Source organism: Nostoc sp. (assembly GCF_036917095.1).
GTDB lineage: Bacteria > Cyanobacteriota > Cyanobacteriia > Cyanobacteriales > Nostocaceae > Nostoc.
Genome location: NZ_JBALFH010000002.1, coordinates 17,058 through 40,711 on the forward strand (window position 1 = coordinate 17,058; position 23,654 = coordinate 40,711).

The 23,654-nt window shown below is 43.2% G+C and carries 20 protein-coding genes and 1 pseudogene; 13 read left to right on the top strand and 8 right to left on the bottom strand.

Features of this window, described 5'->3' with window-relative positions:
- Positions 1–21: 21 nt before the first annotated feature.
- Positions 22–1,686: a hypothetical protein gene (locus V7L01_RS00360; protein ID WP_335030895.1), complete on the top strand. Its 1,665-nt coding sequence runs from the start codon at positions 22–24 to the stop codon at positions 1,684–1,686.
- Positions 1,687–1,874: 188 nt separating this feature from the next.
- Positions 1,875–2,171 carry a hypothetical protein gene (locus V7L01_RS00365; RefSeq protein ID WP_335030897.1) on the top strand — a complete coding sequence of 99 codons (297 nt, stop codon included), beginning with the start codon at positions 1,875–1,877 and terminating at the stop codon, positions 2,169–2,171.
- Positions 2,172–2,420: 249 nt separating this feature from the next.
- Here V7L01_RS00365 and metK read toward each other — a convergent pair whose 3' ends face one another.
- Both metK and V7L01_RS00375 read right to left on the bottom strand, forming a co-directional pair.
- A complete protein-coding gene (gene metK, locus V7L01_RS00370; RefSeq protein WP_335030899.1) occupies positions 2,421–3,695 on the bottom strand; it encodes a methionine adenosyltransferase in 1,275 nt (424 codons plus the stop codon).
- A gap of 265 nt (positions 3,696–3,960) precedes the next feature.
- The gene (locus tag V7L01_RS00375; protein ID WP_099101474.1) at positions 3,961–4,965 is read right to left on the bottom strand and encodes a phosphoribulokinase; all 1,005 of its coding nucleotides are present in this window, start codon (positions 4,963–4,965) and stop codon (positions 3,961–3,963) included.
- Positions 4,966–6,169: 1,204 nt separating this feature from the next.
- Between V7L01_RS00375 and petH the strand changes: the two genes are divergently transcribed.
- The 6 genes from petH to V7L01_RS00405 all read left to right on the top strand — a co-directional run bounded on the left by petH (position 6,170) and on the right by V7L01_RS00405 (position 11,277).
- The gene (gene petH, locus V7L01_RS00380) at positions 6,170–7,480 is read left to right on the top strand and encodes a ferredoxin--NADP reductase (protein WP_335030901.1); all 1,311 of its coding nucleotides are present in this window, start codon (positions 6,170–6,172) and stop codon (positions 7,478–7,480) included.
- 221 nt (positions 7,481–7,701) lie between these two features.
- Positions 7,702–8,988 (top strand): homoserine dehydrogenase, encoded by a 1,287-nt coding sequence (locus V7L01_RS00385; RefSeq protein WP_335030903.1) that lies wholly within the window; start codon positions 7,702–7,704, stop codon positions 8,986–8,988.
- Between the two features lie 129 nt (positions 8,989–9,117).
- Positions 9,118–9,897, top strand: coding sequence for a Uma2 family endonuclease (locus V7L01_RS00390; RefSeq protein ID WP_335030905.1), 780 nt, complete (start codon positions 9,118–9,120; stop codon positions 9,895–9,897).
- 80 nt (positions 9,898–9,977) lie between these two features.
- The gene (locus V7L01_RS00395; protein WP_335030907.1) at positions 9,978–10,721 is read left to right on the top strand and encodes a Uma2 family endonuclease; all 744 of its coding nucleotides are present in this window, start codon (positions 9,978–9,980) and stop codon (positions 10,719–10,721) included.
- A gap of 47 nt (positions 10,722–10,768) precedes the next feature.
- Positions 10,769–11,065 carry a hypothetical protein gene (locus V7L01_RS00400; RefSeq protein ID WP_335030909.1) on the top strand — a complete coding sequence of 99 codons (297 nt, stop codon included), beginning with the start codon at positions 10,769–10,771 and terminating at the stop codon, positions 11,063–11,065.
- Between the two features lie 14 nt (positions 11,066–11,079).
- Complete coding sequence (locus tag V7L01_RS00405) at positions 11,080–11,277, top strand: hypothetical protein (protein WP_069071530.1); 198 nt, start codon at positions 11,080–11,082, stop codon at positions 11,275–11,277.
- 280 nt (positions 11,278–11,557) lie between these two features.
- Here V7L01_RS00405 and V7L01_RS00410 read toward each other — a convergent pair whose 3' ends face one another.
- Both V7L01_RS00410 and V7L01_RS00415 read right to left on the bottom strand, forming a co-directional pair.
- Positions 11,558–12,556, bottom strand: a complete 999-nt coding sequence (locus V7L01_RS00410) for a serine/threonine protein kinase (protein ID WP_335030912.1) — start codon at positions 12,554–12,556, stop codon at positions 11,558–11,560.
- 21 nt (positions 12,557–12,577) lie between these two features.
- Positions 12,578–13,606 (bottom strand): serine/threonine protein kinase, encoded by a 1,029-nt coding sequence (locus V7L01_RS00415; protein ID WP_335031033.1) that lies wholly within the window; start codon positions 13,604–13,606, stop codon positions 12,578–12,580.
- Positions 13,607–13,755: 149 nt separating this feature from the next.
- Here V7L01_RS00415 and V7L01_RS00420 point away from each other — a divergent pair, with 149 nt between their 5' ends.
- Entirely contained in the window at positions 13,756–14,457 is a 702-nt protein-coding gene (locus V7L01_RS00420; RefSeq protein WP_335030914.1) for a Uma2 family endonuclease, read from the top strand.
- A gap of 61 nt (positions 14,458–14,518) precedes the next feature.
- On the opposite strand, the gene V7L01_RS00425 is transcribed toward V7L01_RS00420, so the two are convergent.
- The 4 genes from V7L01_RS00425 to V7L01_RS00440 all read right to left on the bottom strand — a co-directional run bounded on the left by V7L01_RS00425 (position 14,519) and on the right by V7L01_RS00440 (position 20,123).
- Entirely contained in the window at positions 14,519–15,388 is an 870-nt protein-coding gene (locus V7L01_RS00425; protein ID WP_335030916.1) for an oxygenase MpaB family protein, read from the bottom strand.
- Positions 15,389–15,413: 25 nt separating this feature from the next.
- Positions 15,414–16,544: a CO2 hydration protein gene (locus V7L01_RS00430; RefSeq protein WP_335030917.1), complete on the bottom strand. Its 1,131-nt coding sequence runs from the start codon at positions 16,542–16,544 to the stop codon at positions 15,414–15,416.
- 115 nt (positions 16,545–16,659) lie between these two features.
- Positions 16,660–18,165 carry an NADH-quinone oxidoreductase subunit M gene (locus V7L01_RS00435; RefSeq protein ID WP_335030919.1) on the bottom strand — a complete coding sequence of 502 codons (1,506 nt, stop codon included), beginning with the start codon at positions 18,163–18,165 and terminating at the stop codon, positions 16,660–16,662.
- Positions 18,166–18,266: 101 nt separating this feature from the next.
- On the bottom strand, positions 18,267–20,123 hold the full coding sequence (locus tag V7L01_RS00440) for an NAD(P)H-quinone oxidoreductase subunit F (RefSeq protein WP_335030921.1): 1,857 nt from the start codon (positions 20,121–20,123) through the stop codon (positions 18,267–18,269).
- 660 nt (positions 20,124–20,783) lie between these two features.
- Between V7L01_RS00440 and V7L01_RS00445 the strand changes: the two genes are divergently transcribed.
- From V7L01_RS00445 to V7L01_RS00460, 4 genes and pseudogenes are all read left to right on the top strand, one after another.
- Positions 20,784–21,092 carry a carbon dioxide-concentrating mechanism protein CcmK gene (locus V7L01_RS00445; protein ID WP_015209255.1) on the top strand — a complete coding sequence of 103 codons (309 nt, stop codon included), beginning with the start codon at positions 20,784–20,786 and terminating at the stop codon, positions 21,090–21,092.
- Positions 21,093–21,181: 89 nt separating this feature from the next.
- Complete coding sequence (locus tag V7L01_RS00450) at positions 21,182–21,526, top strand: carbon dioxide-concentrating mechanism protein CcmK (protein ID WP_010995041.1); 345 nt, start codon at positions 21,182–21,184, stop codon at positions 21,524–21,526.
- Between the two features lie 6 nt (positions 21,527–21,532).
- Positions 21,533–21,835, top strand: coding sequence for a EutN/CcmL family microcompartment protein (locus tag V7L01_RS00455; RefSeq protein WP_100899927.1), 303 nt, complete (start codon positions 21,533–21,535; stop codon positions 21,833–21,835).
- An 80-nt stretch (positions 21,836–21,915) separates the two neighbouring features.
- A pseudogene (locus V7L01_RS00460) lies at positions 21,916–23,571 on the top strand (ribulose bisphosphate carboxylase small subunit); the annotation flags it as partial.
- Positions 23,572–23,654: the final 83 nt, after the last annotated feature.

The following is a 23,654-nucleotide window of genomic DNA, read 5'->3' on the forward strand; positions in this document are numbered from 1 at the left end:
TGAACTAAAAAAATTACTACTATGTCTTCTGGTTCCTCTGGTCGTTATCAAAGCAGACTATTTAACTTTGTCCACCAGCAATCTCGGCGGGTGACACAACAGTGGGAACACACCTTCCGGCATTTGCAAGTTGCCACTAAGTGGGGTGTGGAGGCACTACTTTACCCAGTGTATCTACTGTTTCAGTCATCTGAATCATCTGGGAAAACGCTACAGACCAAAGAACCACAAACTAGACCAAAGTTACAATCAAATGATACCGATTTACAGCCCGAAGCTCTGCCAAATGTTAATAGCCCCATTCAACATGTATTAGAAGCTGTTCATTATCTGTCATCTGATGAAGCCACCTCTACTGCGGCAAAAACAGTTGAAGCTTTCAATCCCTTGGCTTTCTTGGGAGCTTTTCAGCTGAAATTCGTTGATAATAACGCTAATCTTACTCAATCATCAAATATTACAGAGAATCAAGCCGGAAGTCTCAATCCTTCACAGCTAAAAAATGCTCTCAAGCAGCATCTTCCAGCAGTGCGGGGAATCGCCACAAATTTGATGAATCGTAGTTTAGTACTTGTAACTGCCGACAATGAAATTTTAGATATTTTAACACCCCAGCAGCAGGCAAGATTAGAAGAACGAATTATTAACGAAGTTGCTAATTACTGGCAGTGCTGGCGGTTGATTATAGCTAAAAAAGAAACAGAATTATTACCACAAATTAACCATTTATTAGCAAAACTTACTGACGGAAATACATCTAAAACTCCAGTTTTAGCCGAGGGTACACCAAATAATTTACTTAATCCAGAGGGATTATTAGCATTTATAGATATAGCCGTTGCTAAGTTGGAATCAAATGCTTTAGTTCCAGTGCAAGAACGTAGCCAGGAAATTGTCCAAGTTGCCCAAACTCAGTTAAATATATTTCTTTATGGCAAAGAACAATTAGCTGCTAAAGGAGAAATTGCAGCCACTGCTGATGGTTTGGAAACTCATACACTGAATCTTCAGGCTTTGATTGAGGCGGCACTTAATTACTTTTTTGGTGTTGGTAATAGAAAAACACTTGAGCCAACAACCAATGATAAGCGATGTCTAGCGACAAGCCGCTTTGCGTCTACGCCAGGTAAACTATTCTCATCACGCCCTAGAAAAGCCTTGTCCAAAAGCCGTCAAATGGAGAATCAGGGTTTAACAGACGACCCTTGGCTAACGTGGAGTGATTTATTTGGGAATACCGAAACTCTTACTGACAAGCCAGTTCCACTTTCTGGAAGTAAAAATCCTGCCTTAGTTCCAAGTTTATCAGTAGGGCATTTTCCACAAAAGAATTTAAGTGTAAAACAACCTAAATTCGGATCTGGCTTGGTGCGAAGAAAACAACTAACTAGTAATCTCACCTCTAGCCAAAAAATATCTGGAAAAGTCGCCTCAACAAAACAAACCCGAACCAGCGTTTCACAAACTAAAAGCGAGAGTCGTAAAGGGGATTTGCAACAGCAGTTTCATCAAAACAGTGAAATTGAGGCACAGCCAGACTGGATAGAAACTAAAGCAACTTCAGTTGGCTATGAGAAGCACCCCTTAGAGCAACTTCTGGAATGGCTTGATTATGTTATGCTCTGGCTAGAAGAGAAATTTGTAAATATTTTTCAGTCGTTGCGGCAGCTATGGCAGGGAAAATAATACTAATTCGTAATTCCTAATTCGTAATTCGTAAAATCTTATTTTGGTTTACAGCTTTACAGATGTAGCCTGATTTTGGATGATTGGTATAAGCTGATAGATATTTTTTAATAAACTATTATATTATTTACAATTTTTCAATTGAAGGATAATTTTGATTATCTATAATTTTATTGGTGGTTGTCTAAGTGAAAGTTATTGTTTACTGTAAATACTTCAATTTCAAAAATCCACTAGATAAACCGAAAATTGAGACATTTGTGGTAAATGTGCCTCAAATTCCTAAGATAGGTGAAACAATTGTAGTTGAAAGAATTTCACCCCAAAAGCAGTTTGTAATTATCTTTGAGTACATTGTGACAGCAGTGCAATTTAATGCATCAAGGGAATCGGCTGATTCAGCAGATGCTCAGGTAAACGCATTTTTGAACCATTGTTGGGAGGGAACATCAAATTTTAAAGTTACAAACTTTTTAGAGCAATAAACCCTCACCACAATATGTGATTCAGAAAATAACGTATTTATTGGGAAGTCCCTTATTTCTATGGCTACCAAAAAAATCAGGGTATAGGCAAGTTGTTAAGTTGCCTATACCCCAATCCGTTTGGGTTGAGCGCAAGTATTCCCAAACATTAAAAGTTTTAAATTGCACAATTAGAGCGGGCTTTTTGTCCCACTCCACAAAAGTTTGATTTTATTGAATTATGCAATGTTTAGATGTTTTCAACTTAGTCTAAGTCAGTGCCTGAGCAACTGCTGCCGAAAGTGACTCGTTTGCTGCTTGCTTCAACAACTCAGCTTTATCGGTCTGTTCCCAAGGCAAGTCTAAATCAGCCCGCCCAAAATGACCGTAAGCCGCGACGTCCTGATAAAAACGTCCGCCTCGTTCACTTGGTAAGTTGCGTAAGTTGAAGGTATGGATAATCCCTGCCGGACGTAGTTCAAAGTGCTGATTGATTAATTCCAGTAAGATTTCTTCATCCACTTTGCCAGTGCCAAAGGTATCCACCAGAATGCTAGTTGGTCGCGCTACACCAATAGCATAAGATAGCTGAATTTCAACTTTTTCTGCCAACCCAGCGGCGACAATATTTTTCGCCACATAGCGAGCCGCATAGGCAGCAGAGCGGTCTACCTTTGTGGGGTCTTTGCCAGAAAAAGCGCCGCCACCATGCCGTGAATAACCACCGTAGGTGTCAACAATTATTTTCCGTCCTGTCAGACCAGAGTCTCCTTGAGGGCCACCAACGACAAATTTGCCAGTGGGGTTGACTAAAAAACGTGTTTCTTGATTAGGCTTAATGTCAATGTCGCCAAAAACAGGTTCGACCACTGCTGACCAAAGGTCTTGTTTAATCTTGGCTTGTACAGCCGCCTCATCTGTAATTTCCCCAATAGTGGCTGTATGTTGGGTGGAAATTAGAATCGTATCAATGCCTACTGGGCGTCCATCTTCGTAAACCACAGTTACCTGGGTTTTGCCGTCAGGACGCAGGTATGACAATTCACCTGTTTTGCGGACTGCTGCCAATCGCCGAGCAATGCGGTGCGCGAGACTGATGGGTAAAGGCATCAGTTCTGGTGTTTCATTGCTGGCAAAACCAAACATTATACCTTGATCGCCCGCGCCAATTTTGTCAAATTGTTCGTCACTATCTTGTTCGCGGGTTTCTTGGGCGGTGTTAACGCCTTGGGCAATATCGGGTGATTGTTCGTCTATAGCCAGCAGAACGCTGGTGCTGTTAGCAGAAAAACCATTATCGGCATTGGTATAGCCAATTTCGGCAATTTTTTTGCGGGCAAGATTGACGAAATTCACATTGGCTTTGGTGGTTATTTCACCAGTAATTAGCACCAAACCAGTATTAACTACTACTTCAGCAGCAACGCGACTGCTGGGGTCTTGTGTCAGTAAGGCATCCAGAATCGTATCAGAAATCTGATCGCAGATTTTATCTGGATGACCTTCGGTGACTGACTCGGAGGTAAATAAATATCGACGAGACAAAGGAAATTCCTCCCTTCTTGAGTTTTTTCGCTGAACTAAATATGGTATTTAGTCCAACTAGCTAATTTATGAAATCATAACAATATTTACACCTCAGTAGTTACTATCTTCTTGATATTGATAAAAACTACTAGCTATAAGGTAAGTATCTATAAAGAAGACCGATTTATGCTAATTATTTTATGGCTAAAATGTATTTAATAACACAAAAAAAAAGGGACACACAGAAGCGCCCCTCCAAACTTTGACACAAACACTGCTGCTTTTAAACCTGAATCGCTAACTTTGCTTCGGTAGCTGTCAACCGCTCATAAGCAGCACGCATCTTCAAACCTGTAAGCACTTGGAAGAAACCAGTACCATTATTGGAACCTGGATACTCGCGGTGCTGGAGTAATAAGTGAGTCAATTCACCCTGATATTTGGTGGATGTATTGCTGAGATGGGTTTCGATATAAATTACTTCTTCCAAGTTGTCAAATTGACCATCGACCTCTAGTACTGAGACATAGCGGCCGTAGTAAACATCTGAACCGTAGTACAGTTGCATACCAGGGTAGGAACAGGTCAGCTTGCGTCCACAAGGAGTCCAATTAATTGTTGACCCTTCATCAAATAGGTAGGTTGGATCGAAGCCTTCCTTACCTTCACGTTGGAGCATACGTACCCGCAAGACTCTGCGCTCCGTATCGTTTTTGATCAAGTTCGTGGGTAATACTTGGAGAACTACATCGGCAAATTCTCTTTGTGGTTCGATAAACTTATCAAAGTCAGGTTTGCGGGAATTGATTTGCGCTAACACATCTTCGTAGCGATGACCGCGTTCAGCCATATCTCGCTGGATTTTCCAGGCTATTTTGACTTCATCGCTAATGTCAAAATATACACTGAAGTCGATTAGCGATCGCACCCGCTCATCATATAAAGGATGCAGCCCTTCAACAACTATAATGTGATTCGGTTCCACCCGCTCTGGCGGATCGATCAAGCCGGTTTCGTGGTTGTAAATCGGCTTATCAATCGCTTGACCGCTTTTGAGCGCTTTAATTTGCTCATACATCAGGTCAAAATTGTTTGCTCTGGGGTCTAATGCCGTTATCCCAGTTTCTTTACGCTGTTTGCGATCGAGGGAATGATAGTCATCCAAGCAAATGACTGTCATTAAATCTTCACCAAACAAATCTATCAAACGACGCAAAAACGTAGATTTACCGCACCCAGAGTCTCCGGCTACTCCAATCAGTACCACGCGTTCCGGCTTACTTGTCATAAATCTCCTCTAAAATACTAAAATTGTCTCAATATTTTTTCACACAGCAGATTCTGAAGCCAGGAGTTTACCCCTTTGGTTTATCCTGCGTTCTTGCTACCTAGCACATCTATAAGACACCAAGCGGGTAGGCAACAAAGTAATTAAGTCGCTACTCGTCGGACTAGCCTGAATGTTGGTGCCGGTAAGTATTTAATCCTAGTGGTATATTCGATTTTAACAGAAGGGGGTATCCCATACAAGATTGCCCTCAAGAAGAATTAGCGTGGTTCATCAATCATTTTTTCTTGATTTAGTTGTTAATTTAAAAATGGGGATCGGTACCGCCCATCAGCGTTGCACCTTTATCAGAACGCTACTTCTGAGCCTATATAATCAAGACTATAAGGTATAATTTATTATTGCCGCTAATTTCTCGATCTTCCTAAATTGTAATTCCTGCTCGACAATACTTAATATATTCAAAGCAAAAATCTATCCAACGAATGAGCAAACAACTTGCATTAGTCCAATTATGGGCTGTAAATTGATGGATATGCTCCTATAGAAGTGTTGGTGTTATGGCAAAGTACTGATAAGGTTGACAGATTTTTCACATCAAGTGAAACTAATTATAGTTGCTTAAATCACGGTTCTCTATGTCGTTATGTTTGTAGCTGGAGTTGTCCTAGTCATGTAATTATCCATAGACAGGTCATGAATATAGCTAACAACATTCCAAGAGAGTAGTAGATTTGGAAAAGTAAAACCTTCGGAAGAAGACCTTCTGGGATTGCCATTCTTGATTTAGACCCTTGGAGTAGTCAAGCGCAATCGCAATTTTTGAAAGTCAACACAGCAGTAGCTTCCACTAATCGAAGCAGGCTTTCTACAATATCTGCCCCTTTAAGTTGCTCATTGGGTAGTAAGGTAAAAAGCTATCTCCCTAATGGGGGTGGTAGTTAACGAAAAAAAGATTAAATTGACTCATTATTAACATTCTCCACAAGACTTATCCTTTACCTTAGAAGGTGAACAGGTGTGTTTTTTGCTATGCCTGCATGTCTTTGGTGAGTGTACTTAGCAAGGCATTAATTTAATGATGCCGTTTTTCCTTCTTTCTCCAGTTTTGTGAAACGAAAATCCGCTAAACTAAAGCTGGCAAGGTAGGGGAATAGTTTTTTTTTGAAAAACGGTTAAGTAAATTATCGGAGTGGTAGAACGAATGTACAATCAAGGTGCTGTTGAGGGTGCTGCCAACATAGAATTAGGTAGCCGCATCTTCCTTTATGAAGTAGTGGGTTTGCGTCAGAGTGAAGAAACCGATCAAACTAACTACCCAATTCGGAAAAGTGGCAGTGTGTTCATCAGAGTGCCTTACAACCGGATGAATCAAGAAATGCGACGTATCACTCGTCTAGGCGGCACAATTGTTAGCATCCAACCTGTAACTGCGCTACAGCCAGTTAATGGTAAAGCCTCATTTGGGAATGCTACAAGCGAAGTCAGCGAGTTAGCTACATCTGGGGAAACTGCTAACAGTGAAGGGAATGGTAAAGCCACACCTGTAAATGCTCATAGTGCTGAAGAGAACAAGGACAAGAAAGGCAACACCATGACTCAAGCGAAAGCCAAAAAAGACCACGGTGACGTTCCTGTTAACACTTACCGTCCCAATGCTCCGTTTATTGGCAAGGTAATATCTAATGAACCGCTAGTCAAAGAAGACGGTATTGGTATTGTTCAACACGTTAAATTTGACCTATCTGGCAGCGATTTGAAGTATATAGAAGGTCAAAGTATTGGGATTATTCCCCCAGGATTAGACAAGAACGGCAAGCCGGAGAAACTCAGACTATATTCTATCGCTTCGACTCGTCATGGCGATGATGTGGATGACAAAACAGTATCACTGTGCGTCCGCCAGTTGGAGTACAAGCACCCAGAAACTGGCGAAACAGTCTACGGTGTTTGCTCTACGCACCTGTGTTTCCTCAAGCCAGGGGAAGAGGTAAAAATTACCGGGCCTGTGGGTAAGGAAATGTTGTTACCCAATGACCCTGATGCTAATGTCATCATGATGGCAACCGGAACAGGTATTGCGCCGATGCGGGCTTATCTGTGGCGTCAGTTTAAAGATGCAGAAAGAGCAGCTAACGCAGAATACCAATTTAAAGGATTCTCTTGGCTAATATTTGGCGTACCAACAACTCCAAACCTCTTATATAAGGAAGAACTGGAAGAAATTCAACAAAAATATCCTGATAACTTCCGCCTCACTCCTGCTATCAGCCGCGAACAGAAAAATCCCCAAGGCGGTAGAATGTATATTCAAGACCGCGTAGCTGAACACGCTGATGAATTGTGGCAGTTGATTAAAAATGAAAAAACCCACACCTACATTTGTGGTTTGCGGGGTATGGAAGAAGGTATTGATGCAGCCTTAAGTGCTGCTGCTGCTAAGGAAGGCGTAACCTGGAGTGATTACCAGAAGCAACTCAAGAAAGCCGGTCGCTGGCACGTAGAAACATACTAAATTAGTCATTAGTCATTGGTGAGCCAGTGCGGTCTTGGGGGTTTCCCCCATGAGTAACTGGCGAACCCGAAGGGTCATTAGTCACTTGTACTGAGCGAAGTCGAAGTATTAGTTTTAGACAAAGGACGAAGGGCGAAGGACAAATGACGAAGGAAGCAGGATAATCAGTAGGTAGGGCAAACGCTCTACCTACAATTGTTATTGGTGAAATTGGGTGCAAAATGGGTGTGAAACTAGGAATACTGGGATTAGGCACCGTGGGAACGGGAACAGTGCAGTTGTTGCAAGATAGCGCTGGGCGTCACCCATTGTTGCAAGAGATAGAAATCTATCGGGTGGGAGTGCGATCGCTAGATAAACCCCGTGCAGTAGAATTGTCTACGGAAGTGTTAACTACCGATTTAGAATCAATTGTCAACGATCCGGCGGTAGATATAGTTGTCGAGGTGATGGGCGGACTGGAGCCGGCGCGATCGCTCATTCTTAAAGCTTTAAGTAATGGTAAGCATGTAGTCACCGCCAATAAAGCAGCGATCGCCCGCTTTGGGGCGGAAATTTTCACAACTGCAAATCAAGCTGGCGTATACGTCATGCTGGAAGCTGCTGTGGGTGGTGGGATTCCGGTGATTCAACCCCTGAAGCAATCTTTAAGTGTTAACCGAATTCACACTGTAACGGGTATTGTTAACGGTACAACAAACTACATCCTGACGCGGATGCAAACGGAAGGCAGCAACTTTAATGATGTCTTAGCTGATGCCCAACGTTTGGGTTATGCTGAGGCTGACCCCACGGCTGATGTTGATGGCTTAGACGCAGCAGATAAAATTGCTATCCTGGCATCATTAGGCTTTGGTGGACGCATCAACCTAGAAGATGTTTATACTGAGGGGATTCGGCAAGTGAGCAAAACAGATATTGCCTACGCCGAAAAATTGGGATTTGTGATTAAATTGTTAGCGATCGCTAAACGCGATACTCCCTCATCTCCCCTCTCCGTCCGAGTTCATCCTACTTTAGTGCCCAAAGCCCATCCTTTGGCTAGCATCAACGGCGTTTACAACGCCATTCTTGTGGAAGGAGAACCAATTGGGCAAGTAATGTTTTTCGGCCCCGGTGCTGGTGCTGGTGCAACCGCCAGTGCCGTAACATCAGATATCTTAAATTTAGTTGCTGTCCTCAAAACCAATACAGTAGTTGCAAATCCATTATTAACTTGCGGACATCAGGAATACTGTCAAATTGCACCGATGGCAGAATTGATAACTCGGTTTTACGCCCGTTTCCTCACCAACGATCAACCTGGAGTTATCGGTAAATTGGGGACTTGCTTTGGTAACTATGGCGTTAGCTTAGAGTCAATTGTCCAAACTGGCTTTCAAGGGGAACTTGCAGAGATTGTGGTTGTTACCCATGATGTACGGGAAGGCAATTTTCGGCAAGCTTTGGCAGAAATACGGGATTTGTCAGCGATCGAAAGCATTCCTAGCTTACTGCGTGTACTTTGAGATTAATGTTTTAGCGATCGCCGTCAGGCGTTTCCCTAGACTAGAATACTTAGTTTTTTTCAGATTTCTGTTTGCATCTGTGCTTGCTAAAATCAAGAACAAACCTCACTCCTACGCGAGGGTAGCCCTATGACTGCAACTAATCCAGCTACTAGCATCACACTCCCAGACCATACGCAGCTACCAGAGTCTGATGGCACTTTCGTGTTCGCGAAGCGTGCCGGAGGCAAAAACTTCCAGGAACATCCCCAAAGCATTCTACTAACTGAGTCCATTAAACCAGTATTGCAAAAACGTCATCCTGACGAGCAATATTGCATAGGTCAAGACAGTGGTATATATTGGCGCATCACCGATCCACCAGAACGAGGTGCAGAAGCTCCCGATTGGTTTTATGTACCAAATGTGCCGCCTACACTGAATGGGCAAATGCGCCGCTCTTATGTGCTTTGGCAAGAACACATTGCTCCGTTGATTGTATTGGAATTTGTCTCTGGAAACGGTGCAGAGGAACGAGACAAAACTCCTTGGACGGGTAAATTTTGGATTTATGAGCAGGTGATTCGTCCTCCCTTCTATGGCATTTATGAAGTGAATAAAGCCAGTGTGGAAGTTTATCACCTGATTGAAGGAGAATATCAACTTTTAACAGCAAATGAACGAGGACATTATACTATTGCCCCTTTGGGAGTTGAGTTAGGCATTTGGCTAGGAGTTTATCAGAATGCAGAATTACCTTGGCTGCGCTGGTGGGATTTGCAAGGTAATTTGTTGTTGAGTGGCGAGGAAAGAGCTGAACAGGAAAGCCAAAGGGCAGAATTAGAAAGCCAAAGGGCGGAATTAGAGCGTCAAAGAGCCGATCGCTTAACTGCTCAATTGCGATCGCTTGGTATTGAACCAGAAGCCTAGCTTTTGAGAAAGTCTTGGTAGCCTTAGCCTAATGGCAAGCTAAACTAAAAAACAACCCTTACTCCTGCAAAGGTAGTCTTATGACCTCTGCAACTGATCCATCCACCGCCCTCACTCCTTTCCCCGACCATACGCAGCTACCAGAGTCAGATGGTACTTTCGTGAAAAATTGGCAAGAGCATCCCCAAAGTATTTTACTCACTGACTCGATTACACCTATCCTTAAACAATTACATCCTGAAGGTGAATATTGTATAGGTCAGGACTTAGGTATTTACTGGCGCTTGACAGATCCGCCAGAACGAGGAGCAGAAGCACCAGATTGGTTTTATGTAGGAAATGTACCGCCCTTGCTCGATGGACAAACACGAAGGTCTTATGTACTGTGGCGAGAATTTATTGCACCCTTGATTGCCTTGGAATTTGTTTCTGGGGATGGTAGTGAAGAAAGAGATAAAACTCCTTGGAAGGGGAAATTTTGGATTTATGAGCAAGTAATTCATCCGGCTTTTTATGGCATTTATGAAGTGAGTAAAGCCACTGTAGAAGTTTATGAATTAATTGGTGGACAATATCAGTTATTAGCAGCAAATGAACGCGGACATTATCCGATTACGCGCTTGGGAGTTGAGTTAGGTATTTGGCAAGGAGTTTATCAAAACGCCGAATTGCCCTGGTTGCGTTGGTGGGATTTGCAGGGTAATTTGTTGTTGACCGGTGATGAAAGAGCTGAACGAGAATCTCAACGGGCTGAACAGGAAAGACAAAGAGCCGATCGCTTGACTGCTCAATTGCGAACGCTCGGCGTTGAACCGGAAGCCTAGATTTTTAGCTGATTGGGATGAGAAAAACCCCTATTGATTTATACCGTATGGGAAATGCGACTTCTTCGAGAATAGATAACATTCGTTCAAAAGATATTGAAACTTACGAAGAAGATGGTGATACTTGGGTTATTGCAGGTTCAGGTGGAATTTCAACGTTTGCAGTTCAGGGGGTTGGAAAGAATTGGTGGAAGTTGGATAGGGGAAGTAATATTCCCAACGAACTCCGTTTGGTGAATGATTACGGCAATCATTGGCTGTGGGAACCAAGCTACACTATGCGAATGGAAGACTACAAGACTGCATTAGGGTTAGTTGGTGAGGCATTTTATAAAGTCAATTAAGGGAGTTGTTAAACGTGAATTTTTCTCCTAAAGCAATTCGATTTATTGTTGAGGCGCTAGAATATCGAATTGAAGCTTATCAAAAGCAATTAGAGACAGAGAATTTAAATGATGATGAGGTTTCAGATGTCACCAATGACATGATGTTTTTGGAATCTTTGTCGCAAGAATTAAAGAAGGAACTCTCAACAATTGCGCCATCCGTTTTTTAACTTAATTAATGGGCGAAATTGCGATCGCTTGGCGTTTAACCAGAATCCTAATCTGCAAGCGAGATAAAGGCGCACCGAGCTTCGCAAAAATTAAATAAGAGTTCGATATTGCAATCAAGCGAGAAGCGCGATATTAAATTCGGGCGGTCGTTTATTGAATTCGGGCAGTCGTTTATTGAATTCGGGTGGTCGTTTATTGAATTCGGGCAGTCGCTTATTGAATTCAATCGCTTAACAGCTACAAAATCTTTTGCCAGTTAGCTTCTAGAGCTTGAGTAAGCTATGTATCGGTATTAAAAATCTTATGTCCTAACCATCCCAAACTCAAGCCTAGACTACAAGTGCTAGCTAAAATTAGAAAAGTATGAAGCTTGCTAAAAGATTTTTGTAATTTCTCTCCAGCCGAAGCCACAGCCCAAATCACAGCCCAAGTCACAGCCATAGCCCAAGTCACAGCCACAGCCCAAGTCACAGCCCAAACCCCAGCCACAGCCCAAACCCCAACCACAGTCCAAGCCTCAATCCCAGCCACAGCGCCACCCACAGCTACAGCCCAAGCCACAATCCAAACTATGTACGGTGCTTTAAACGCTGCTAACAAGTAGGCTATCAATAGGTAGCTGAATATAACACCAACCAACCAGTCCCAGGGAATAATTCTACGTGATTTAGTCGCTAACATTGTTAACCATACCTGCATCGACTGAGGGCGATCTTTTGCCTCCAGCGCCATACCCTTGAGAATTGCTTGATTTAATTGATCGCTGATGCTTGGATTAATTTGTTTAGGTGGAATCAGGAAAGTATTGTCTAGCTTGCGAGCCAGAGAAGTTGTAGGGCGTTGACCTGTCACCCCATAATAGAGTGTGGCAACCAGACAGTAAACATCGACCGTTGGATCTCGACTACCTCTGCTCATCTGCTCATAGGGCGCAAATCCCTCATGACCTGCAATACCCTTTGAACTCAAAGTTTTAGGCACGAGTTCTTTAGCAATGCCAAAGTCAATCAGAACTGCTTTGCCATTACTCCGCAACATGATATTTCCGGGATGGGCATCTCTGTGTACTAAACCTGCGTGATGCACCACCACTAAAGCTTCCCCAATCTGGCGGATACAGCGTACAATCTCTGCTTCTGGTAACGCCCCTCTACGTTTTACTGCCTCAAACAAATTTTCTCCCGGTACAAAATCCATCACCAAGCAGTGGATAGTACCTTCCTTAAACATTAAGTGTGTTTTATAAATAATACAGTTTTGCAGAATTTTGCACAACACACAATAAAAGTTGAGCTAAATCTACGGTGTTTTTGTAGATGATGGACTGGGAGACTGTGACGGTTGATTAGATGGGTTGAAAATAGGAATCCAAGAAGGTATGGCTGCAAGTAAGCTTACAAAAACTGCGATCGCAGCTATCACCACTCCCCAAACCTGAATTTTTTGCTCCAAATTTGAGTTAGTGTTAGAGGATACAGTTGAGACAGACTGAGGAGTTTCCCCTGTTAACCCCAAAGAGTCGAGCCATTCTCGCATTGATTGAGGACGCTGCTTAAAATCTAGCTTCATCCCTGTTAGAATTGCGCGGTTGGTGCGATCGCTAATCTGAGGATTATGTTCTTTTGGAGCTACTAAACGAGCATTATCTACCTTCCGTTTAAACGCATCCACTGGTGTTTTTCCGGTCAGAAGCACATAAAGAGTTGCCGCCAGAGAATAAATATCGCTATATGCCCCTGTTGGTTTAGTATGTTGAGCATAAAGCTCAGGGGGTGTAAATCCCTCAGAAGTTTCCTTGGTTCGATTTGTGGTTAAGATGTGGTCAAAATCCAGAGCTAAACCAAAATCGATTAGCACCGCTTCAGGTTGTCCATCTCGCACCCGCAAAAAGATGTTTCCTGGATGTACATCTCGATGAATTAATCGATTTTCATGCACAACTATTAAGGCTTCACCAATTTGCTGAATGTAGCGTAGTGCTTCTTGTTCAGAAAGAATTTGTTGGCGACGATCGGCTAAACTGACTCCATCTACATACTCCATTACCAAACACAAACGGTCTGCTTCCTCAAAGGAGTCTAATACCTCCACAATATACTTATGCTTACACTTTTGAAGCTTTAAAGCCTCCCGCAAAAACATTGTCTTTAGCCGTTCGCGCTCCGATTGGTTAAGGGAATTTAGTAAATCATCATTTAAAGTTTTAATGACAAAGCGATCGCCATTCTGATTTTTGACTAAATAGGTGATGCCAAAGCGTCCTCTTCCCAACTCTTTTTCAATGGTGTATTTTCCACCTTGCAAGCGATCGCCAGCTACCCAAGCCATCTTTGCAACTCCCAAAATACTTTGATTAATTCTCACACAAGAGAGCCTTAATAACTTGAGCCTAGCTTTGTAGAAAGACTGCGATCGCTCCATCTCCTCTTCCACTGTTAAACTAAAAAACAACCCTTACATCCTGCAAAGGTAGCCTTATGACCTCTGCAACCGATCCATCCACCGCCCTTACCCCGTTCCCAGACCATACGCAGCTACCAGAGTCTGATGGTACTTTCGTGAAAAACTTTCAGGAACATCCTCAAAGCATTCTCCTAACGGACTCGATTAAACCGATATTGCAAAAACGTCATCCTGATGGGCAATACTGTATTGGTCAAGATAGCGGTATCTATTGGCGCATCACTGACCCTCCAGAAAAAGGCGCAGAAGCACCAGACTGGTTTTATGTAGGGAATGTACCACCTACTCTCGATGGGCAAACGCGCAGGTCTTATGTACTATGGCGAGAGTTTATTGCTCCATTGATTGCATTAGAATTTGTCTCTGGGGATGGTAGTGAGGAGCGAGACAAAACTCCGTGGAAGGGGAAATTTTGGATTTATGAGCAGGTGATTCGTCCTCCTTTCTACGGCATTTATGAAGTGAATAAAGCCAGCGTAGAAGTTTATGAATTAATTGGTGGACAATATCAGTTATTAACAGCAAATGAACGCGCACATTATCCCATCCATACTTTAGGGGTTGAGTTAGGGATTTGGCAGGGACAATATTACAATATGGAATTACCTTGGCTACGCTGGTGGGATTTGCAAGGTAATTTGTTGTTGACTGGTGAGGAAAGAGCCGATCGCTTAACGGCTCAATTGCGCTCTTTAGGCATCGAACCAGAAGCATAGATTTTTGGATAAAGGGTTATGGCAAGAGTTACTGACACAAGACTTTTATCGCTTAAACAAGTTAGTTAGAGCTTTGCTGCTTAACATTTTCTGCTGGCCCCACATTTGCAATTTCATAGCCAGTGGGATAGCTGGGGATAGGAGAGTCAATATAAAAATTAGGCTGATTCCGAGGTGGGAATAACCGGATTAATTTAGCTCGAATTTTTAGTAGACTTACCATAGCCGATCGCAGCAATGGCGAGGGATAGGGAAAACCAAAGGCATTGAGCATTGTGTCATCAAGTAAAGCGTAGATACCTGGTTTGATGGAAGAACGCATCCACGAAGGAAACCAACTCAAAAATAAATCGCGTGTAGCTTCTCCAACTCGACAATTTGTATCTGAATAGCGGAATTTTTGGCGTTCGTAGTCAAGGTTATAGCGCTCCAATTCTTCATAGCTTTCAGGGATATTCTGAATCTGCATTTGCTTACCTACTTCTCGCCAGAAGTAAAAAGACGCTAATTTTTCTTGTTCGCACATCAGCCGCCAACCAAACCGCGCATTCCAACGGATAGGCTCAAAAATGAATGTTGAAAGTACATACAAGAAATCACCGTTGTCAATCTTGAAGCGTCCGTGGAGGGCATTCATGCGTTGCAGGGCTTCTTTGCCGCGATTGCTATCATAACCCCACTTAATCATCTCTCCAACAATTATTGCCGTATCATCGTAGCGTTTTTGCGGACAATGGGTAAATTCTCCTGTCTGATTCAGCAATTTAGAAATACTAGGAACACAATAAGTTCGCATCAAAGCAACTTCGAGCGATCGCGTCATATCCCAAGGAAACTCATAGCCGTTCATCAAGTTATAAATCCGGCAATGATCTTGCACTGGATCGAGTTGCTGAATCAGGTGAAAATTTTTATAGCGATTGAGAAGCATCTGAAATTTCTCTGTATAAATTCAGTTATTTATTCACATCTAGCAACCGCGAAGTTTGTAATCTACTCATCCACTTCTCTAAATAAACTCGATTATCTTTTTGCTCATTTGGATCTTTAGTATCTAAAGGATGAGGCATCAGTCCCAAAATCGTTGCTGTCGTCACACAAAACATCGATTTTTGGAAACTTATACAAATTTGTACCCGCAAATCATCTTCACCCCGAAGGCTGCGACGATAAATTTCGTGCAAATACTCTGGAAGATAATGACGCATATCCTGCATCAACAACGTCGGAGGAATACCCGCGCCACCTATGGGTAAAGGATCGGCATACAATGCGCCATATTCAAATCGGGTTTGATCTGGGGGGATTTGATATCCTTGGGCATTGTATGAAACTGTACCGTGGAAAGGAGTTCCTCGGAAAAATACTGCCTCTACATAAGGTATTGCTGTATCTGCTAAAAAGGTCAAACCAACGCTTTTGGGAATGATTTCATAGACCTCACCTCGAATTTTTACGGCGTAGGTAATTGGGTTTGATGCATTTGCCACTAACCCTGCTTTAATGTGTTCTACAACTTGGGGAATCGATTTGATTTCGCCTCGGTCATAGCGGTCTGATAAGTTGAGGAACATATCAGCCATGACTCGCCAGAATTGACCTAAACCGGTGTAGTAAGCAGAGACGCGCAACTGTTCTGTTAAAAACTCTGGAAACAGTTGGTTAATACTCGAAATGAAGGGATTATTTTTAAATTTTGCAGCGATAACAGCTTTCGCTCTTTCTTGAAATTCTTGTGTATCTAAATACGTATCTAGTCCACCACCACCGTGCCACATCATGCCTTTCATGCAATACTCGGCATATTCAAAATTAATTCGGTCATGCCACCAGTGACGGAATAATTTCTGAAAAGAAACCTCTCCATTAAAGTATTTAAAAAATGGGAAAAATATTAAAAACTGATGCTCGGCAATATAGTTAAGATTTTTTGAGTAGGCATCTAACACTACGCCATAGCTTTTAAGAATGCCAACTACTTCCAGCACATTTTCTGGACTATCGGGGAGTAATGCCTCTCCTTTTTGCAGACGTTCAATATACTCAGCTAAGGGATTACGAGTAAGTTTCTTTTTAATAGTTACCATTGCCATCTCTCCAAAAAGTATAGGGATTAGGGATCGATCGTTAGTTATTGGGCATGGGGCATTGGGCATTGGGCATGGTTATTCTCCTTGTCCCCTTGTCCCTAATCCCTAATCCCTAATCCCCAGTCACCATTGCTTTATCCAAGGACACCGTTGCTACTACGTTTTGGGTATTTACCATTGCTGTAATTGTTGGTTCAGTCCAGCGCACTAACCAACCAGGTTGAATGCCCAAAATCACAATCAGCACAGCTAAAATTGCAGCTGGGCCGCGATCGCTCCAATACACACGCGGCAAGTTGGTAACTTGTGCAGACAAGCGGCCAAAAAAGGCGCGGTTGAGCAGGATTAGGAAGTAAACCGCAGTTAAGCCTGTACCAATCATGCATAGCAAGGTTTGCACTGGAAAAACTGGAAAACTCCCCCGATAAACTACAAATTCGGAAATAAACCCGACCATTCCTGGTATACCAGCGCTGGCCATGACTCCCACAACAATTAAGCTACCAATTACGGGCATACCCCGTTCTGGGTTCAGCAGTCCTTGGAGGACTTCTAAATCCCGGCTTCCGGCTTTTTTATACACAACCCCTACCAGCAAAAACAGCATTGCTGAAATCAAGCCGTGACTAATCATTTGCATGACAGCACCCAACACGCTTAAAGGTGTAGCCGCCGCCGCCGCTAAAAGCACATAGCCCATATGTCCAATGGAGCTGTATGCCACCATTTTTTTCATATCGGTTTGGGCGATCGCACAGGATGAACCATACAGTACACTTACTACTGCCCAAGTCGCCAACCAAGGAGCGACATAAGCCCAAGCTTCTGGTAACAAGTTCATGCCAAATCGCAGTAAGCCGTAAGTTCCCAACTTCAACAGCACCCCAGCTAACAGCACTGAAATCGGTGTGGAAGCTTCAACGTGAGCATCTGGCAACCAAGTATGGAAAGGAACTAAGGGAATTTTAATCCCAAAACCTATCAAAATCCCTGCTAGCAGTAAAAGCTGTGTCGCTAGAGGTAGAGTCGTAGGGTTCAAAGTTGATAGTGCAAAGTTAGAAGAACCACTCAGCCAAACCATGCCGAGGAAACTTGCTAAAATCAGAATTCCGGAAACGGCGGTATAAATGAGAAATTTTGTTGCAGCATAACCCCGCTTTGCCCCACCCCAAATCGCTATCAATAGATATAGCGGGATTAGTTCCAATTCGTAAAACAGGAAAAATAGCAGTAAATCCTGTGCCAGAAAGGCTCCAGTCACCCCAACGCTTAATAATAGTATCAAAGAGTAATAAAATTTAGGACGCTGTAGGGATTCATCGCTGCTGTAAATGGCAATGCAAGTTAACAATCCATTCAAAGCCAGCAACGGCAAAGATAAACCATCTATCCCAAGGTTATAATTCAAGCCTAAAACATCTACCCAAGGGATAGACTCGGCAAACTGTTGAGTAATTTCCCCTGGATGGAACTGAATTGCTAGTACGATTGTCCACAAGAAAGCGATACTGGCAAAAACCAAAGCCACCCCACGGGCGAATTTCCCACTGATGCCAGAGGGCGAGAAACCAATTAAAGCTGCGCCGATTAACGGCACTAGAATTAAAACACTAAGCATAGACTTCAGGTAAGGGGAGTAGGGGGAGCAGGGGGAGTAGGGGGAGCAGGAGGAAAATAAAAACTCCTAACTTCTCCCTCCTAACTCAGCACCTAGCAATGTTAAAAAGGCAATTTATCTAGTAAACCCAATGACCAGCTGATGAAAAAACCCAGGACGCTGACAACTGCTAGGATGGTCAACATATAGCCCTGAGATTGCCCAGAAATGCTGTATTTTAAAGTTTGTCCGCCGAAAATTGTCGCAAACCCAACTAAGTTTACTAAACCGTCAACCAAGTAGCGATCGCTCCAAGCAGAAATTTTAGATAGCAGTGCTACTGCACTTACCACCGTTACGCGATAAACTCGGTCAATATAAAAATCATAACCTAACAAGTCTTGCAGAAATCTCCACCCCAAGATTCTGGATCTTGACCAAGCTTTGTGTAGATGAACTGTCGATCCTACACCTACGCCGAGGACGGTAGAAGCAAACAATGCTAACGCCACATACCAATTAATACTTTCCCAATCGGGTAGCAAGTACCATTGCTGTAGCATTAGAGGTAAAAGCAGAGTCAATACTGTGAGAATCACCATTGGCAAGGCCATCTGCCAACCAACTTCTGGCGTGCGACGGGTCTTTTGTTGCGGTTTCCCCCAGAATACTAATCTGAAGACTCTGGTCAAGTTCAATGCTGTCAAGCCATTGACCAATAATAAAACCCCAATCACCCAAGGGCTAATATTCACAAAACCGTCAGCCCATGCTAACATTGCCCAAAAACTTCCCAATGGTAGCAGTGTCACCATCCCCGCTGAACCGACAACAAAAGCAGTGGTGGTGGCTGGCATCCTTGACCACAGACCGCCCATTTCTGTTAAGTCTTGGCTTTGGGTAGTCAAGATTACTGAACCAGAACTCATGAACAATAATGCTTTAGCGATCGCATGAGCTAACAGCAACATCAAGGCTACACCCCCTTGCTGCAACCCCACCGCCAAAAACGCTAACCCCATGTATGCACTGGTGGAATGAGATAGCGATCGCTTAATGTCAATTTGAGCTATGGATACTAATGTTGCTCCAATCGCTGTCACCGTTCCCATAACTACCAAGGTATTCAAAGCAATTGGCGACAGTGCTAACAATGGTTGCAGTTTATACAACAGATAAGCACCACCAGCTACTACTAGTGAGTTTCGCATTACCGAGGCAGGGTTGGGCCCTTCCATAGCCTCATCTAGCCACAGGTGCAGTGGAAATTGGGCGCATTTACCAGCAGGCCCGGCAATTAACGCCAATCCCAGCAATGCTGATGTCGTTGGACTTAAATTAGCTGTTTGTGCCCACTCGTATAAATCCGAAAAGTTCAAACTGCCAGCAAAGGTGGAAAGCGTCACCACAGCCATCAGCAGCAATAAGTCTCCCACCCGTTTAGTCCAAAACGCATCCCGCGCCGCTGTCACTACTAGCGGTTGAGCATACCAGAAGCCCACCAGTAAGTAAGTCGAAAGCGTCAGGACTTCCAAAAGCGCATAGCTAACAAACAAAGAATCACTGATTGCTAGACCACTCAGCGCTGCTTCAAAAAATCCCAGCAGCGCAAAAAAACGCGCCAACGACCAGTCTTTTTCCATGTAACCCAGAGCGTAAACTTGTGCCAGTAAGCTTAACCCTGTAATTAAAACTGTTGCTCCAATGCTGACTGGCGATAGTTCTAAGCTCAAAGATAAGTCCAAATCCGCGGCTTTGAACCAATTAACCAGTAAGTTTTCTGGTTCTCTATCCCAGATATTTTTAAATACCAACAAGCTATGGGCAAAAGCCAAAACGGTCGTTAACAAATTGATGTATGCCGCAGGTCTTGGCCCTGTTCGCCGAATAATTCCTATTCCCCACGGCAACGTCAAAATTGCACCCAATAGGCTATATAAAGGCACAAACCAACTTGTTGAAAATAGAAATTGATTCATTTAAATTTACCTTGACGACTCAGCCTTGATTTTAAAAAAGCTTTCAGACAATTATTTATTTTAATAAAATTAATTTAGTAAAACTTCAATCTTTTTTTTATTATTTATTCTAACTAAATTATTACAAGTATTTTTACTTTAATTTCCCCTATTAAACTTCGGTAAAATATAACTTTACATACGCTAAAGCATTTACTTGTCTTAACCTCACCTCCATTTTTACATTTCTATTTCTACTTTGAGCAAACTACTTTATACGATATATTTGAAAAAATTATATATTTTTCACCTAGTCATTGTGCATATAACGAAATTTCCCGAAACATAGAGACAGCATAAGATACAGCCCCCGCTCGCCCCTCGGCAGATGGAATTAGCCTTGGTTACGAATGTCGTTTTGTAAATGTGATAAAGAAATTATAAAGCATAAGTGGGTGCTCTAGGAATCAGTAAACTTTAATTGCCCAGAAGCACAGATAAATATTTGTTAAGTTTTTTAAAACTTTCTTATCATAAACTATTATAGTAATTTATATTGCCAGGGACGCCAAGCTTTCCTATGCTTAATTTGGAAGTGTTTTCTTAGCTTAAGATAAAGCTCTCCCCGTCAAAAATTTCAAACGACAGTACAGATTGGATTAATTTTGTAGGAGTTCTGCGGTGCCAATTGCAGTTGGAATGATTGAAACTAAAGGCTTTCCAGCAGTCGTAGAAGCTGCTGATGCGATGGTGAAAGCCGCCCGTGTCACTTTAGTAGGATATGAGAAAATTGGTAGCGCTCGCGTCACCGTGATAGTTAGAGGAGATGTATCGGAAGTCCAAGCTTCTGTAGCAGCTGGGGTTGAAGCTGCTAGAAGAGTCAATGGTGGTGAAGTCTTATCCACTCACATTATTGCTCGTCCTCACGAAAACCTAGAATACGTCTTGCCGATACGTTACACAGAAGCTGTGGAACAGTTCCGCACTTAAAAGCTGTTTAAACAAAGTAATTAACGCTCTTTGCCTGATTGAGCATCACTTTTGTCCAAGGCTAAAAACTTTAAAAAGGGATTAAACTAATGTCAATTGCAGTAGGAATGGTTGAAACGCTAGGCTTTCCAGCAGTCGTGGAAGCTGCTGATGCAATGGTGAAAGCTGCCCGCGTCACTTTAGTAGGCTATGAAAAAATCGGTAGTGGTCGGGTTACAGTGATTGTTCGGGGTGACGTGTCAGAAGTACAAGCTTCCGTGGCCGCAGGTGTTGAATCTGTAAAGCGAGTTAACGGCGGACAAGTGCTATCTACTCACATCATTGCTCGTCCTCACGAAAACTTGGAATACGTACTGCCAATTCGTTATACCGAAGACGTAGAGCAGTTCCGCGAGAATGTGAATGCAATTCGTCCTTTCGGTAGAAGACCGTAATTTTTAATGCAAGTTGCCAAAGTTCGCGGCACAGTAGTTAGCACACAAAAAGACCCAAGTCTCAGAGGTGTAAAACTACTATTGTTACAATTAGTGGATGAAGATGGAAACATCCTCCCACAATATGAGGTAGCAGCAGATAGTGTGGGGGCGGGAGTAGATGAGTGGGTGCTTGTCAGTCGTGGCAGTGCTGCTCGTCAAGTTATAGGCAATGAACAACGACCATTAGATGCAGTGGTGGTGGCGATCATAGATACGATTCACGTTGAAGACCGTCTCATTTACAGCAAAAAAGATCAATATCGATAGTCAACAGTTAGAGAAGTGAGGAGTTATGAGTTAAAACTCATAACTCGTAACTCCTAACTTAATAGAGGAGGAATCTCGCGATGGCAGTCCGCAGCACGGCGGCACCCCCAACCCCGTGGTCGAGGAATTTAGCTGAACCCAAAATCCATGAAACTGCCTTTGTCCATTCATTCTCCAATATTATTGGGGATGTACGAATAGGTGCAAATGTAATTGTTGCTCCGGGGACTACGATTAGAGCGGATGAAGGCACACCTTTTTATATTGGTGAAAACACCAATATTCAAGATGGTGTTGTGATTCATGGATTGGAGCAAGGTCGAGTAATTGGCGATGACCAAAATAAATACTCGGTATGGGTTGGCGAAAACGCTTGCATTACCCATATGGCTCTAATTCACGGACCAGCTTATGTTGGGGACAATTCCTTCATTGGCTTTCGCTCCACGGTGTTTAATGCCAGGGTGGGTGCAGGTTGCATCGTGATGATGCACACTTTAATTCAAGACGTAGAAATTCCCCCAGGTAAGTATGTACCTTCGGGAGCGATAATTATCAGCCAGCAGCAAGCCGATCGCTTGCCAGATGTGCAAGATCGGGATAAAGAATTCGCTCATCATGTGGTTGGGATTAATCAGGCTTTACGAGCTGGTTATCTCTGTGCTGCGGATAGCAAATGTATAGCACCCATTCGGGATGAGAATGCTAAATCTTATACAGGTAATGGTATTACTGTTTTAGAGTTGGAAAGGAGTAGTGAAGTGTCGAGCAATAGCTTGGGTGCAGAAACAATAGAGCAGGTGCGCTATCTATTGGAGCAAGGGTATAAGATTGGTACGGAACATGTAGACCAAAGACGGTTCCGCACGGGTTCTTGGACTAGTTGCCAACCAATTGAACCGAGATCCATCGGTGAAGCGATCGCAGCATTAGAAAGCTGTGTAAGAGACCATAGCGGCGAGTATGTCCGGCTATTTGGTATTGATAAAGATAGACGGCGCGTATTAGAAACCATCATCCAACGTCCAGATGGTGATGTTAAACCAGCTACCAACTTTAAGGCTCCTGCTAGTCGTGGCAATAGCAGTTACAGCAGTAATGGGAATGGTAACGGTAACAGTAACGGCTCTAGCAGTGGCAAAGTCAGTGGCGAAACTGTAGAGCAAATCCGCCAACTTTTGGCAGGTGGTTACAAAATTGGCATGGAACACGTAGATGAGCGCCGCTTCCGGACTGGTTCCTGGACTAGCTGCAAGCCAATTGAAGCAACTTCCACCAATCAAGTAATTTCCGCCTTAGAAGAATGTATAGCAAGCCATCAAGGCGAGTATGTGCGTTTAATCGGCATTGATACCAAAGCCAAACGGCGGGTATTAGAAAGCATTATCCAACGTCCAAATGGTCAAGTAGCCTCCTCTGGCAGTCAGAAATCATTTACTAGCAGTGGAGCCTCCACAGCGGGAACAGCTACCAGTAATCGCTTGAGTAGTGAAGTAGTAGGCCAACTCCGGCAGTTATTAGCTGGCGGCTATAAAATTAGTATTGAACACGTAGATGAGCGCCGGTTCCGCACTGGTTCTTGGACTAGTACCGGTCAAATTCAAGCCTCCTCAGAAAGAGAAGCGATCGCAGCCGTAGAAGGACACCTCGGCGAATACGAAGGAGAATATGTCCGCTTAATTGGTATTGACCCCAAAGCCAAGCGGCGGGTATTAGAAACGATTATCCAACGTCCAAATGGTCAAGTAGCCTCCTCTGGCAGCCAGAAATCATTTACTAGCAGTGCATCCTCTGCTACTCCTACAGCAAAAGCTAGCAG